We start from the raw sequence: 14925 nt of genomic DNA on the forward strand, positions 1-14925 counted from the left end.
GTGGAGTTTATTGCGACGTAATCCCTTGAGAGTTTCGCCTCAGTTAATGTTAGGTTTCAATCCCTAGTAGGGAGTGGAGTTTATTGCGACTCGCGCGCACATCGTTAAATTGGTTTGGTGCATCAGAGTTGTTTCAATCCCTAGTAGGGAGTGGAGTTTATTGCGACGGTTGTTACTCAAGCCACTGACACTATTCCTTTGTTGTTTCAATCCCTAGTAGGGAGTGGAGTTTATTGCGACGCGTTATTCTCGGATTTTTCGAGCTTTATTTGGGTTTCAATCCCTAGTAGGGAGTGGAGTTTATTGCGACACTAATGTATTTTTTGAAATAGCCACCGACAGTGTTTCAATCCCTAGTAGGGAGTGGAGTTTATTGCGACGGTTCGCTTATTTTAATTACTTTTACTTATATACAAATTCGTTTCAATCCCTAGTAGGGAGTGGAGTTTATTGCGACGAACGCGGCACCAATGTGCACCTTCATAAGAAAATATTGTTTCGTTTCAATCCCTAGTAGGGAGTGGAGTTTATTGCGACGCGACCTCAGCAGAGCGCAGCTTCAGGTGTTCGTCGAAGGCTAGGTGTTTCAATCCCTAGTAGGGAGTGGAGTTTATTGCGACTATTCCAGATTCCAAGATTCGAGGCTAAGGGTATCTACCGTTTCAATCCCTAGTAGGGAGTGGAGTTTATTGCGACGAAATCGAATGGGAGTGTGGAAAAACAGCACTAACTCCTTTGTTTCAATCCCTAGTAGGGAGTGGAGTTTATTGCGACTTTAGTTTCCGCGACTGTGTTTGCATTGCGGTTGTTTCAATCCCTAGTAGGGAGTGGAGTTTATTGCGACTCACTGTGCCAGTCAAGGATTCCTTTTCAAGTCCCCGTTTCAATCCCTAGTAGGGAGTGGAGTTTATTGCGACCTGACATATCTTTCTGCTGTTTCTCTCTTTATATTTGTTTCAATCCCTAGTAGGGAGTGGAGTTTATTGCGACGCATTGGCTGCCAGCGCCACACTCGATGTTGCAGTTTCAATCCCTAGTAGGGAGTGGAGTTTATTGCGACTGTTGCAGACACAGCTACTGTAGTAACTGTGTCTGCATTCCTGTTTCAATCCCTAGTAGGGAGTGGAGTTTATTGCGACGCTAATTCCTCTGTCGTCAGATCGCCAAAAATTGATGTTTCAATCCCTAGTAGGGAGTGGAGTTTATTGCGACGCAGTTTCAGCGACGACATCAATAAATGAATCGTAGTTTCAATCCCTAGTAGGGAGTGGAGTTTATTGCGACTGAGCGGTTGCCACGCCTGAAAGGGATGCCGGCAAGTTTCAATCCCTAGTAGGGAGTGGAGTTTATTGCGACTTGCGACCATCCGCGAGTTGTTTAAGGAATTATGCGGCATGTTTCAATCCCTAGTAGGGAGTGGAGTTTATTGCGACGCAGCGCGCTAAATGTGGCATTAGTGCCACCGCTGGCTGCAAGGTTTCAATCCCTAGTAGGGAGTGGAGTTTATTGCGACCAGTATTCGGCAAAGTCCGCATGTTGCCGTTTATACAAGCGGTGTTTCAATCCCTAGTAGGGAGTGGAGTTTATTGCGACATTAAATGGGTGCGATGTCGATACAAATCCACCAATGTTTCAATCCCTAGTAGGGAGTGGAGTTTATTGCGACATGGATTCGTAAAACCGTTAGACAGCTACTAGACGTTTCAATCCCTAGTAGGGAGTGGAGTTTATTGCGACGTAATTTTTTGTCGAAATCGATGACTGTTGATGAAGCCGTTTCAATCCCTAGTAGGGAGTGGAGTTTATTGCGACGTCCCATCTATATTGCTAATTCTTTAAAATATTAGTTTCAATCCCTAGTAGGGAGTGGAGTTTATTGCGACCGACCATGGTTTTCCATCTGATTTGTACGAATCCGATGTTTCAATCCCTAGTAGGGAGTGGAGTTTATTGCGACTTACTAAAGTTACCTAAAAGTAGTTACCTATACTTTTGGGTGTTTCAATCCCTAGTAGGGAGTGGAGTTTATTGCGACAAATTTTGGAATAATTAGGAGGCATCACATGGGTTTCAATCCCTAGTAGGGAGTGGAGTTTATTGCGACGAGCAGTACCCCAAACACCGCTGGCTGTTTGTGACGCTGTTTCAATCCCTAGTAGGGAGTGGAGTTTATTGCGACTGTCGCAAATACAGCGCTATTTTGCCCAAGCCTGGGTTTCAATCCCTAGTAGGGAGTGGAGTTTATTGCGACTATTTTAGCCAGTGTTATGAGTGTTGTCAATTTTTCTTGTTTCAATCCCTAGTAGGGAGTGGAGTTTATTGCGACCTGCGTGACTGTGTGGTTGTGTCGGTGCAACGCTGACCTCAGAAGTTTCAATCCCTAGTAGGGAGTGGAGTTTATTGCGACTGTAGCCCAAGGTCGCGGCTTCTTGAATGGCAACCCGTTTCAATCCCTAGTAGGGAGTGGAGTTTATTGCGACAGTGTGGTTCCGAACCATTCGAGGTGTTTCATTTTTGTGTTTCAATCCCTAGTAGGGAGTGGAGTTTATTGCGACAGGAAGAATCGGCGGTGTACACGCCAGCGGTGAAAATGCTTGCAAGGTTTCAATCCCTAGTAGGGAGTGGAGTTTATTGCGACCCCAGGGCAAGGGATTGGAAAATGGCGGATTTACAAGTTTCAATCCCTAGTAGGGAGTGGAGTTTATTGCGACAGGTACCGGCGAGGTAAACAGCGTGTTTATTCAGTTTCAATCCCTAGTAGGGAGTGGAGTTTATTGCGACTTGTGAGTTTGAATTCGGAGGTGGCCGTCAACATTCAAGTTTCAATCCCTAGTAGGGAGTGGAGTTTATTGCGACTTTTAGGGTCAATCATTGTGCTACAATCCTTAAATGTTTCAATCCCTAGTAGGGAGTGGAGTTTATTGCGACTTTATAGGATTGCCAACTGTTTGGCCTGGTACATAGTTTCAATCCCTAGTAGGGAGTGGAGTTTATTGCGACACTATAACGCGGTAGACTGCATAATACAATAGGTTGTGTTTCAATCCCTAGTAGGGAGTGGAGTTTATTGCGACCATAAAAATCATAAGTGAGTAACCCAGCCCAAAGTCACCCGTTTCAATCCCTAGTAGGGAGTGGAGTTTATTGCGACCAGTGACATCATCAGGGAAGATGATCCGAATATTCGTTTCAATCCCTAGTAGGGAGTGGAGTTTATTGCGACAGGTATGCCACCAAGCGGTCTTGGCTGGCACGGTGTTTCAATCCCTAGTAGGGAGTGGAGTTTATTGCGACAAAAACAAGGAACTTAAAAATGCCTAGAGCCAAGTTTCAATCCCTAGTAGGGAGTGGAGTTTATTGCGACAGGCTATCGAAAATAACAGCCTCTATGCAGCCATGTTTCAATCCCTAGTAGGGAGTGGAGTTTATTGCGACGTGAGGCTTCTACTTGGTCTATGATGCGAGTGAGGTTTCAATCCCTAGTAGGGAGTGGAGTTTATTGCGACGTTGAACTTCCTGATAGGCAGCATGAACACCGCGTTTCAATCCCTAGTAGGGAGTGGAGTTTATTGCGACTCTCCGATTTGTTTGCTTGCTAACTATCCTATAGCATGTTTCAATCCCTAGTAGGGAGTGGAGTTTATTGCGACCCACGCCGCTCAAGGAAAGGCAGAGTACCTTGCCGTTCGTTTCAATCCCTAGTAGGGAGTGGAGTTTATTGCGACGACGAAGATTTTGGGATTTTTTGCCGACAGAAGAGTTTGAGTTTCAATCCCTAGTAGGGAGTGGAGTTTATTGCGACAGGAAAATCTTCTTTCCAGTAAAAGCCGGCGGGAATAATGTTTCAATCCCTAGTAGGGAGTGGAGTTTATTGCGACGGTAAAATCATGGCTGTAGTTTTTAATGTTGTCAGTTTCAATCCCTAGTAGGGAGTGGAGTTTATTGCGACTTAGCCTTTATTGATTTTACTTATCATTATAAATACTAGTTTCAATCCCTAGTAGGGAGTGGAGTTTATTGCGACTCAGTGTACCTAGCCCCTAAATTAAATTATTTTGTTTCAATCCCTAGTAGGGAGTGGAGTTTATTGCGACCCAAAAATATTGTGTAAGGCGCTTGTTACGGTCGTTTCAATCCCTAGTAGGGAGTGGAGTTTATTGCGACTTAGGGCCTCTTTCTTTAGTTGCCAGTGTTCCACGTTTCAATCCCTAGTAGGGAGTGGAGTTTATTGCGACGATATTTACCTACCGGGGCCAAAGATTCCGTTTGTTTCAATCCCTAGTAGGGAGTGGAGTTTATTGCGACGTGGTGATATTCAGCCATTCTTGTTAAGAAAAAAGAGGTTTCAATCCCTAGTAGGGAGTGGAGTTTATTGCGACGTCTGGGTCTTTGTCCTGCTACAATTCTTGTCAATAATAGTGGTTTCAATCCCTAGTAGGGAGTGGAGTTTATTGCGACAGCAGTCAAGCGTTGGGAGCGTCTCTATCCCCAGCTCGTTTCAATCCCTAGTAGGGAGTGGAGTTTATTGCGACAGGAGATATTATGGATGCTTTTTGGCACAATCGGCAAGGTTTCAATCCCTAGTAGGGAGTGGAGTTTATTGCGACTCTTAGGGCATTGAGAGTTGGTGGGAGTTTTTCAAGTTTCAATCCCTAGTAGGGAGTGGAGTTTATTGCGACCAGCATTTTAGTAATTTTCCAAGCAAGAACAAGCTGTTTCAATCCCTAGTAGGGAGTGGAGTTTATTGCGACAGATTTATTGGTGGTAATCACTTTGAACTGATTTTGCCGTTTCAATCCCTAGTAGGGAGTGGAGTTTATTGCGACGTGTCACCAAATGTGTTGAGGATGCGCCCATAGTTTCAATCCCTAGTAGGGAGTGGAGTTTATTGCGACAAACAACTTTAAGGTCACTGAAGTAGTGCTGCTGTTTCAATCCCTAGTAGGGAGTGGAGTTTATTGCGACTCCTCAAGGTGTGGTGATGGTAACTTACCTCAAGGTTTCAATCCCTAGTAGGGAGTGGAGTTTATTGCGACAAAAATGCAGGCAAGGGGTCTGCTGGCACCGTTGCGTTTCAATCCCTAGTAGGGAGTGGAGTTTATTGCGACAAAGAAGTCTCTCGCAGTTGCTAAATTTTTTCCTGTTTCAATCCCTAGTAGGGAGTGGAGTTTATTGCGACGCCTAAACATCCATTTCTCAGTCGAGGAAATCATGTTTCAATCCCTAGTAGGGAGTGGAGTTTATTGCGACTTGAACGCTAATAATCGCAAAACGTTTACAGGAATGATTAGTTTCAATCCCTAGTAGGGAGTGGAGTTTATTGCGACTAAAAGCAGCGCAAGATATAGCCAAAGGTGAGATCCCAAGTTTCAATCCCTAGTAGGGAGTGGAGTTTATTGCGACTCTCAAAGCTCTGCATAGGCGATCGCGTTACTGTAATTAGCCGTTTCAATCCCTAGTAGGGAGTGGAGTTTATTGCGACCCGATGTGTTGCAGTTTCAATCTGATAGTTGCCGTTAGTTTCAATCCCTAGTAGGGAGTGGAGTTTATTGCGACCAAAAACCCTGAGAGTGCAACGCGCAAGCAAAAAGTTTCAATCCCTAGTAGGGAGTGGAGTTTATTGCGACGTCGGAAAAACGGCTTTTTATAACTCGTTCGATCAAGGTTTCAATCCCTAGTAGGGAGTGGAGTTTATTGCGACGAGACCGCTATCTGCTAGCGCTACTATTTCTAGGTTTCAATCCCTAGTAGGGAGTGGAGTTTATTGCGACTTTCAACATCCGCAGTCGCTCCTAATTCCCCTAGCAGTTTCAATCCCTAGTAGGGAGTGGAGTTTATTGCGACTGGAATAATTGCGGGCGAATACTGGCGCGATCGAAGTGTTTCAATCCCTAGTAGGGAGTGGAGTTTATTGCGACGTTTGCCATTCTCCTTAGCACTTTGGGTGAGGATAAAAGCTCAAGTTTCAATCCCTAGTAGGGAGTGGAGTTTATTGCGACTCGTCTGTAACCCTTGAAAAATGGTCTATTGACACGTTTCAATCCCTAGTAGGGAGTGGAGTTTATTGCGACTATCGTTTGTGGTGTTGGCATTAATTACGCTCGGCAGTTTCAATCCCTAGTAGGGAGTGGAGTTTATTGCGACTGCATAATCGCGATGTAGCTGTTTACACGTCTTGTTTCAATCCCTAGTAGGGAGTGGAGTTTATTGCGACCTTAATTTGCGATTTAACAGCACTTCATAGTTAGTTTCAATCCCTAGTAGGGAGTGGAGTTTATTGCGACGCGACTTACTGCACAGCTTAGTCCTGATGATGAAACTAAATGTTTCAATCCCTAGTAGGGAGTGGAGTTTATTGCGACTAGAGTTTCTTCGGGGCTGAACCGAGGTTTGTGGCGTTTCAATCCCTAGTAGGGAGTGGAGTTTATTGCGACAGGTTACTCATTCCCTTTTCAATGTCGCGCGCGTCGTTTCAATCCCTAGTAGGGAGTGGAGTTTATTGCGACTCTTGAGACATAAGCCATTAACGCACAATGCTGATATGTTTCAATCCCTAGTAGGGAGTGGAGTTTATTGCGACACTTTCCTGTGTAACTTGTAGGCTGCGCCCTATGTGTTTCAATCCCTAGTAGGGAGTGGAGTTTATTGCGACTTGTGATTCAAACAAAGCAATCTGAGCTTGAATTTTCTGTTTCAATCCCTAGTAGGGAGTGGAGTTTATTGCGACTTAAGTCCATGTATGACCGCAGTAAGGGGAAGCGTTTCAATCCCTAGTAGGGAGTGGAGTTTATTGCGACTAGTTGCTGACGTTCTTTGAGTTGTTGCATTTGTTTCAATCCCTAGTAGGGAGTGGAGTTTATTGCGACTTTCCCTCGATCTCAGATTGGTGCAGCAGGGCACAAAAGTTTCAATCCCTAGTAGGGAGTGGAGTTTATTGCGACACTTATTGCGACCCAGTCGGTCATCAGTTTTTGGCGCTCGGATGTTTCAATCCCTAGTAGGGAGTGGAGTTTATTGCGACTTATTTAGTTAAGGGCGATCGTTTTCGCGGCGTTAGCTCTACTGTTTCAATCCCTAGTAGGGAGTGGAGTTTATTGCGACCTCCTCAAACTTTTGAGGATGACATGAAAAATTCGTTTCAATCCCTAGTAGGGAGTGGAGTTTATTGCGACTAAACAATTTACTTTTTTTGTGGCTGAAAATGAACTTAGGTTTCAATCCCTAGTAGGGAGTGGAGTTTATTGCGACATTGAGCGACTTTCTCAAGTTCAACCCCAGAAAAAGTTTCAATCCCTAGTAGGGAGTGGAGTTTATTGCGACAATACTACCCGCAGCGGGGCAGCAATAATGAGTTTTCTTATTACTGTTTCAATCCCTAGTAGGGAGTGGAGTTTATTGCGACTCCAAAGCTCCACTCTGCCAGCATTCTGAGCGCTGGGTTTCAATCCCTAGTAGGGAGTGGAGTTTATTGCGACCCGAGTGCGCGCGTCGTTTTCGGCTTTATCGATTCCGTTTCAATCCCTAGTAGGGAGTGGAGTTTATTGCGACCAAAGTCCGGTAATTGAATCATTGCTCTAGCCTGTTTCAATCCCTAGTAGGGAGTGGAGTTTATTGCGACATTGGGAATTTATCAAGCAACAATCTGATTTAGGTTTCAATCCCTAGTAGGGAGTGGAGTTTATTGCGACAGATGGTACACTGCGGGAAACCAAGTCTGGCAAGTTTCAATCCCTAGTAGGGAGTGGAGTTTATTGCGACTTAATTCATGCCATTAGGTTCAGACCAATCTATAAGTTTCAATCCCTAGTAGGGAGTGGAGTTTATTGCGACGATACCCGAATGGTACTCAGCAGTACAAGTGCAAGTTTCAATCCCTAGTAGGGAGTGGAGTTTATTGCGACAGGGCATGATTGCGTCCCCCGCGCCGAACACCCCACGTTTCAATCCCTAGTAGGGAGTGGAGTTTATTGCGACTTGGCGATCGGCTCGGTGCAATTATCGATGCTGAAAGTTTCAATCCCTAGTAGGGAGTGGAGTTTATTGCGACCTGATTGTTATTTTGTGGAAATAGTGAGAGATTTTTGTTTCAATCCCTAGTAGGGAGTGGAGTTTATTGCGACTTGTACTTAGCGCGTCAGCGGTTGCGTTGTGGCTAACTCCCTTGTTTCAATCCCTAGTAGGGAGTGGAGTTTATTGCGACAATGCCAATCGCAAATCACACCGAATTAAAAGATGTGTTTCAATCCCTAGTAGGGAGTGGAGTTTATTGCGACATTTGAGGAAAAGCACAGCCAGGGCAACGACGAGTTTCAATCCCTAGTAGGGAGTGGAGTTTATTGCGACAATCGCAGATTCATTTTTCTCCTCCAAACTGATTCAGTTTCAATCCCTAGTAGGGAGTGGAGTTTATTGCGACATTTCCAGTCCCAACAAGCTCGCGCAAATAGATCCGTTTCAATCCCTAGTAGGGAGTGGAGTTTATTGCGACGCGCTCTCTGGCAGTGGATATTTACCAGAATTGGTTTCAATCCCTAGTAGGGAGTGGAGTTTATTGCGACTTTAGCCTGCCCCCTGGACAGGTAGGTTAAAGGTTTACAAGTTTCAATCCCTAGTAGGGAGTGGAGTTTATTGCGACAATCCCGCTTGGTTAGAGTACCCGAAACTTTTGTTGTTTCAATCCCTAGTAGGGAGTGGAGTTTATTGCGACATGAAGCTGCAATCTTTCTTGGTGATTCCGTTGGGTTTCAATCCCTAGTAGGGAGTGGAGTTTATTGCGACTTTTGAGTTTTACTTGGAACTCAAAAAAGGCAAATTTTGTTTCAATCCCTAGTAGGGAGTGGAGTTTATTGCGACTGGAAGTGCGGGTGAGACATTAATTGTCCATCAGGCGATCGGTTTCAATCCCTAGTAGGGAGTGGAGTTTATTGCGACAAACGAGCCTCCACTTTTACATGAAAGCCCGCACAGTTTCAATCCCTAGTAGGGAGTGGAGTTTATTGCGACGATAGAATCACGGGTCCTCAAGCAGTCCAACGCCTTCGTTTCAATCCCTAGTAGGGAGTGGAGTTTATTGCGACATGAAATGGGGCTTTATGCTCCAAGTTGCCAATCCTGGTTTCAATCCCTAGTAGGGAGTGGAGTTTATTGCGACAGCACCATGTCCACGAGCAGATGAATCGTTCCAATCTGTTTCAATCCCTAGTAGGGAGTGGAGTTTATTGCGACTTTATAAAACCAGGACAAGGAATAACAAATTGGATCATGTTTCAATCCCTAGTAGGGAGTGGAGTTTATTGCGACAATTTTAATATTTGGCTTGAAAAAGTTGCTCAATGTTTCAATCCCTAGTAGGGAGTGGAGTTTATTGCGACAATCCTCCCAGTCGGTGAAGAAAAGGCCACGCCGAGAGTTTCAATCCCTAGTAGGGAGTGGAGTTTATTGCGACTGTGCTCAGTTTTGAAAAATTTCAATGTAAAAACCAAAGTTTCAATCCCTAGTAGGGAGTGGAGTTTATTGCGACGCGGGAGTTGTGGGAGTTAAACACTAAATCTTTGTTTCAATCCCTAGTAGGGAGTGGAGTTTATTGCGACTTTCTTTTTCCGATGCCACGGAAGTGTCACCCAAGTTTCAATCCCTAGTAGGGAGTGGAGTTTATTGCGACCAGCATCCTTGTCGGGGGCTGGTTTTGCGTTACTAATGTTTCAATCCCTAGTAGGGAGTGGAGTTTATTGCGACTTGCAAAGCCTAAGCCAACAAGAATCAATAAGTTAAGTTTCAATCCCTAGTAGGGAGTGGAGTTTATTGCGACCCACGCCTGTTATTATTTCGCCCAGAATTAGAAATCCGTTTCAATCCCTAGTAGGGAGTGGAGTTTATTGCGACGTAGCCTAAGCAGTGGCAACGATGAATCGCTCAGTTTCAATCCCTAGTAGGGAGTGGAGTTTATTGCGACGTCAAAAACAGGAATCAGGAATTTGCAAGTGATGGGTTTCAATCCCTAGTAGGGAGTGGAGTTTATTGCGACCAGAGCGCGCTGCCAGATTGTTTGCCTTTCTTTTTCTGTTTCAATCCCTAGTAGGGAGTGGAGTTTATTGCGACTTGCGACCGAATTTTGTAAAAATCCGCCGATACTCCTCAGTTTCAATCCCTAGTAGGGAGTGGAGTTTATTGCGACTAAAGTATTCGCGAGGGTACTTTGCAAAGATTCAATCGGTTTCAATCCCTAGTAGGGAGTGGAGTTTATTGCGACTGGAACATTGGCAACTAAAGCGAGAAGCTTTGAGGCGTTTCAATCCCTAGTAGGGAGTGGAGTTTATTGCGACCCACGCTAACTCTTGCCGCATCCTGTTGATTATTGGTTTCAATCCCTAGTAGGGAGTGGAGTTTATTGCGACCCAGAGGCCAAAATTTCCCCCGGTGTCAGTCGCAAGTTTCAATCCCTAGTAGGGAGTGGAGTTTATTGCGACCTTGCCATCGCCACGGTTGGGGGGCTGTTCGTCGTTGGTTTCAATCCCTAGTAGGGAGTGGAGTTTATTGCGACGTCTTTGCGAAAGTTGTCGTATTCGTTTTTCTTGTAGTTTCAATCCCTAGTAGGGAGTGGAGTTTATTGCGACGCCGGTGTGTGAAACCATTGTTCTATTTGGTTTTCAAGGTTCAGTTTCGCCAACCTCCTCAGAGAATACCATTTCAGCTTTCGCTCTGTCAATACCATAGATCGCACCTCAACTTAAAATCCTTATCCAGCAACAGTCCTAGCGATTTCGCCAACCTCTTTTTCGGAGAGGGAGCATCAAACCCTTAATCTATATAGATTATAGCCTAAAAATTTGACCCCCCAAATTTTACACCTACAGGTTGGCGAATTTTTATGCAAAGAAAATAGTTCGATCGATCGGAACTACCCCACCAATGCGCTCAATTTTACCCTGACAGCAAGCGCACAACGGAAAAAATAGGATACTGTCCTCTGGGGGCTTGATGAATTTAGCCAAGCGCGATCGCAACTTAGCATACTGCGTTTCGCTCAAATCCGCACACTCAAACACACTGTACTGCATCCACTGCCCGTAGGATTTGAGAATTTTGTGAACTTTAGTCCGCCGCTTGTCTTCCGGGATATCGTAAGAAATCAGAATGTGCATAATTATTTCAAAACTAAAGGTGGATATTGGTCGATTTCGCCCATCAGATATTTCGCCAACAGTCGCGCTTGAATTTCAAAAGCTTCGCGATAAGTGCACTTGCGCCCCACAACAGGATGCTTGAACTCTGACTGTTTTTTCTTTTCGTACAGCTTCAGAAATTCCTTGCGCCCACCTTCTGAGAGTCGCACCACATTGCTCAGAGGTTCTACAGTAAAATCATTCGGAGTCAATATCCGATTGTTGATAGCATTTAAAATCACGCTATCGACAACTAAAGCCCGAAATTCCTCCATCAAATCAAAAGCCAGTCCAACGCGGCCGTAGCGCTGAACGTGGAGGTATCCTAAATAAGGATCGAAACCAACAATATTGATCGCACTTTGCACATCGCGACGCAAGAGAGTATAACCGAAATTCATCAAAGAATTTACTGAATCTATCGCCGGCCTGTGTCGGGGTTTAAAAACAAATCCCTCAGCGCGAATTAGTTGATTGAAAACTCCAAAATAAGCCGCACTTCCCGCACCTTCCAGCCCGCGCAGAGAATTTATATTATCAACTTTGTTCAGCTTGTTAATAACATTCTGAATTATAGTCATGGCTGGTTGCAAATTTAGTTCCGAATAATGACCTTGAGTTTTGTACAAACTGTAGCGGTAATTTTTCAACTTACCTCGAATAAATCCGCGAACAGCGTGAATAGCTTGAGGAGTTTCTCCAGCAGCCTTCCATTGAGCATCGCGGACGAAAATATTTTTGGTTAATTCCGGTTCTAGCGTGCCGAGATATTCCCCTATCTCCGAGATAAAAGTCAGGGAAATTTTGTGCTTAAGAAGTTCTGCAATCGCCGCTGGGGAAACAGTAGCCCGTCCCAAAATAACAATTGCGTCTAAATGAATTAAAGGCACTTCCTGCAATATTTTATTATTGCACTTTACCACAATGCGTTCGTCAATCTTGCCGATAAAAGCGTCATCTTGATTGATGTAAAGTGTTCCCATTTTTAAGTCCTCAAATTATATATTAGTTGTCTTTTGATTTGTGAGCTTGTCCGCCAGGGGATGCTTGGCTAGTCCGCCAGTCCGCCTGGGGTTTCATATCGTTTCCGTTTGGATTGGAATGATTTAACCGCAGAGTACACAGAGTACACAGAGGGAGAGAATATATATCTGAGTCATTCCGATGCTACCGGATTTGATATCAACCCCAGTTTCATAGCTCGAGTCGGTTCTAACCCTCGCCAACAATTGAAATAAACCCGCCCTTCCCCACGAGAAATACCCAATTAAAAACGATCCAATTTTTCAGTTAAAACAAACTGAAATTTATCAACTTAGCTGGCTTCTTGATAGCGAAGAATCTTGTTACTCACCTGGGGCAAACATTGAGTGTACAAACTGCATCCCTGACAGCGTTTACTGTAATTTGCAGGCGGCATTTTTCCAGTTCCCAACAAAACTTGAATAGCCGAAATAGTCACGACAGCCTCCTGTCTCAAATCCTCAGAAATCTCGACTTTTTGCCGCTGGTGCGACTGCGCGTAATAGACGTATCCGGTTTGAATTGTTTTCCCCGTCATCTCTTCCAAACACAAAGCTTGCGCGCACACTTGCAACTCGTCGTTATCCCATTCCCCCTTCTTACCGCGCTTGTATTCAACCGGATAAATCTCGCCATTCTCCGATTCAATCAAATCCGACTTACCAATCAGCCTGTAGCGTTCCGACTTCAGCCAAATCGCCCGAACTTGCCAAGTTTCATCGCGATTAAGTTCTCCCATAGTGTGAACCCGCTCGTGCAAACTCGTCCCTTCTATGGTATACTGATTTTCCGCAAATTCCCCCGCGCAAAACATCCGCCAGCAGCGGTGGGCGCAGTAGGAGTATTGGTTCAAAGATGCGATCGAAATGTAATCATCAGTATCATTCATAATCTCAATAATTTGTGCTTAAAATTCTTATTTGTCATTGCGATCGTCCTCGCGAAGCAATGACAAACCTAACTAAAACGTTGATTTCACCCTATTGGTTTCTGCTTCAATCTTGAGAATTTTTAACAAAAATCCGGCGCGTCATACCCATTCCCATCGGTGTTTTTCTCCCCAACCCGCAGTACAAGGAAAAATCAGCCAAAGCATTAATTTGTTTAATAGCCAACGGCTCCACATCTCCCAAGATTCGATAAGTAACTTCCCCAACAACTCCGATAAAATTGCTGTGATAATTACTCGTAACTTCTGTTTTGATATTGACAAAACTCGGAAAAAGTGCATCGAGGGACAGCGGAGAAATCTCAATACCGCTGTACTTGTTCCAGCGAGTGAGAAGCCTGTTAAAAACGCATTCTCTCGTGGGCAAAACTGAATCAAATTTCCCTTGACGAAAAGATGTCGGAGTAGCGAGGCTGAAGGCGATCGCTCGATTAGTGTCAGAAGCTCGATCGTACAATTGAGAGTAATCGCAAGCATTAGCCCAAGGCATATCTACTTGTGGCGTTCCCAAAATCTTAGTAATCAACAAATCAGTAGGGCCCAGATGCCACGGTTTTGAGGGATTAAGATTCAGCCAAAGCTGAGTTAATTTACCAAATAGAGAGTCATCAAGAAGAGTAATTCGCCACCAACAAAGGGTATGTTCGGGAATGGGTTGCGAGTGCTCCCATTGCAAGGAATGGTGTTTTTTGAAAGGGCATTTTTTAGTTTGTAAAGGGCTGAGGGTGAAAGCTTTATCTGCTGCAGCTTCGTGGAGGTAGTTGCCAAGTTCTTTGTCAACGGAGCTCACAAGGGTGAGAAAGAGGGCGTGCAGGTGTCTTCCCGTTAGGTATCCAGGGGATATTGGGGAGAGTGGGAGGAGGTTGAGGATCAGGCTGTGCGGCATAGTTTGCTAGCTCATTTGTTGGTATGGAAAAAAGAAAATTCACAGGATTTGTGCAAGGCAAAAAAAACCGGGTTTTTAACTAATCCGCAGGTAACAACGAAGGATTTTCGTAAAAACCCGGTTTCTGCCCCCGTGCGTAAATCCTAAATCAGTAAGTTTATAGTGAAAATTTTAGTTCTCACTGCGAACCTTTTTGAAATTTAATTTGTCCGAAAGCGATATTCCATACAGGCTGGAATTCTGAGGTTTTCAAACTGGTAATGTTGACCGCGAATTTTGATATTTTGAATCAAACTTACTGGCGGCATATTCACCACGTCGTAGCTGAGGACTTGATGGGAAAACATCACATCTAAGGGATTGAGCAAATAAGGGAAAATAAAGTCGCCATTTTTGCGATTATCGCCATTGCCCATTTCTTCAGTCGTTAACTCAGCTTTGCTCATCCACTTTCCCAGACGAATCCATTTCGCCAGTTTCAGAGGCTTTTCTGAGATTATGAAAAACTCAAATTTGCTTTCAGGAGCAATTTCTTTGGTTCTGCCAAAACTGGGGATATTTTTCTGGGTTTTTTCCATCTCAACGTGATAGTTGTTGTTGGCGTATTTCCAAGTATTGAGAGTGGAGGAGTGAGAAATAGAACGCCCTGGAGTTACATAAATCCCCTGTTGGTTGAGCGCCGTTAAATGCTGCTCGTATTTAGGAATTTGTTCGGGACAAAAATAGCGATAGGAATCTTCTTCAGCCACGGTGGTGGAATAGATGGCGCTATCCACCAAACCGAGGGCGTAACAAAGTGCGTAATTGTGAATTACTGGCTCTGTTTCGTAAAGTCTCCCTATCTCGCGAGTTGCAAAATAAAGGCTGTCGTGCAACTCGATTTGACAGCGATAAATCCAAGTCAT

The 14925-nt window shown here is 44.5% G+C and carries 5 protein-coding genes and 1 CRISPR repeat array (1 of these 6 running past the window's edge); all 5 genes read right to left on the minus strand.

Going from position 1 to position 14925, the window contains the following annotated elements:
- Positions 1-10613: a CRISPR direct-repeat array (repeat unit 37 nt; unit sequence GTTTCAATCCCTAGTAGGGAGTGGAGTTTATTGCGAC); it begins 2313 nt to the left of the window's first position.
- A 252-nt stretch (positions 10614-10865) separates the two neighbouring features.
- Positions 10866-11141 carry a CRISPR-associated endonuclease Cas2 gene (cas2, locus tag QUA97_RS18940; RefSeq protein WP_106150523.1) on the minus strand — a complete coding sequence of 92 codons (276 nt, stop codon included), beginning with the start codon at positions 11139-11141 and terminating at the stop codon, positions 10866-10868.
- 2 nt (positions 11142-11143) lie between these two features.
- On the minus strand, positions 11144-12145 hold the full coding sequence (gene cas1d, locus QUA97_RS18945) for a type I-D CRISPR-associated endonuclease Cas1d (RefSeq protein WP_194070249.1): 1002 nt from the start codon (positions 12143-12145) through the stop codon (positions 11144-11146).
- A gap of 332 nt (positions 12146-12477) precedes the next feature.
- Positions 12478-13074: a CRISPR-associated protein Cas4 gene (gene cas4 / locus QUA97_RS18950; protein ID WP_194070251.1), complete on the minus strand. Its 597-nt coding sequence runs from the start codon at positions 13072-13074 to the stop codon at positions 12478-12480.
- A 106-nt stretch (positions 13075-13180) separates the two neighbouring features.
- Positions 13181-14020: a CRISPR-associated endoribonuclease Cas6 gene (gene cas6 / locus QUA97_RS18955; RefSeq protein ID WP_194070253.1), complete on the minus strand. Its 840-nt coding sequence runs from the start codon at positions 14018-14020 to the stop codon at positions 13181-13183.
- A gap of 200 nt (positions 14021-14220) precedes the next feature.
- Positions 14221-14925, minus strand: coding sequence for a type I-D CRISPR-associated protein Cas5/Csc1 (cas5d, locus tag QUA97_RS18960; RefSeq protein WP_333195564.1), 705 nt, complete (start codon positions 14923-14925; stop codon positions 14221-14223).

This window comes from Microcoleus sp. CZ3-B2, assembly GCF_036705055.1.
Taxonomy (GTDB): domain Bacteria; phylum Cyanobacteriota; class Cyanobacteriia; order Cyanobacteriales; family Microcoleaceae; genus Microcoleus.

Excerpts from the sequence above, each read along its gene's own strand:
- cas2 (WP_106150523.1), bottom strand. The coding sequence starts at position 11,141 with ATGCACATTCTGATTTCTTACGATATCCCGGAAGACAAGCGGCGGACT.
- cas1d (WP_194070249.1), bottom strand. The coding sequence starts at position 12,145 with ATGGGAACACTTTACATCAATCAAGATGACGCTTTTATCGGCAAGATT.
- cas4 (WP_194070251.1), bottom strand. The coding sequence starts at position 13,074 with ATGAATGATACTGATGATTACATTTCGATCGCATCTTTGAACCAATAC.
- cas6 (WP_194070253.1), bottom strand. The coding sequence starts at position 14,020 with ATGCCGCACAGCCTGATCCTCAACCTCCTCCCACTCTCCCCAATATCC.
- cas5d (WP_333195564.1), bottom strand. The coding sequence starts at position 14,925 with ATGACTTGGATTTATCGCTGTCAAATCGAGTTGCACGACAGCCTTTAT.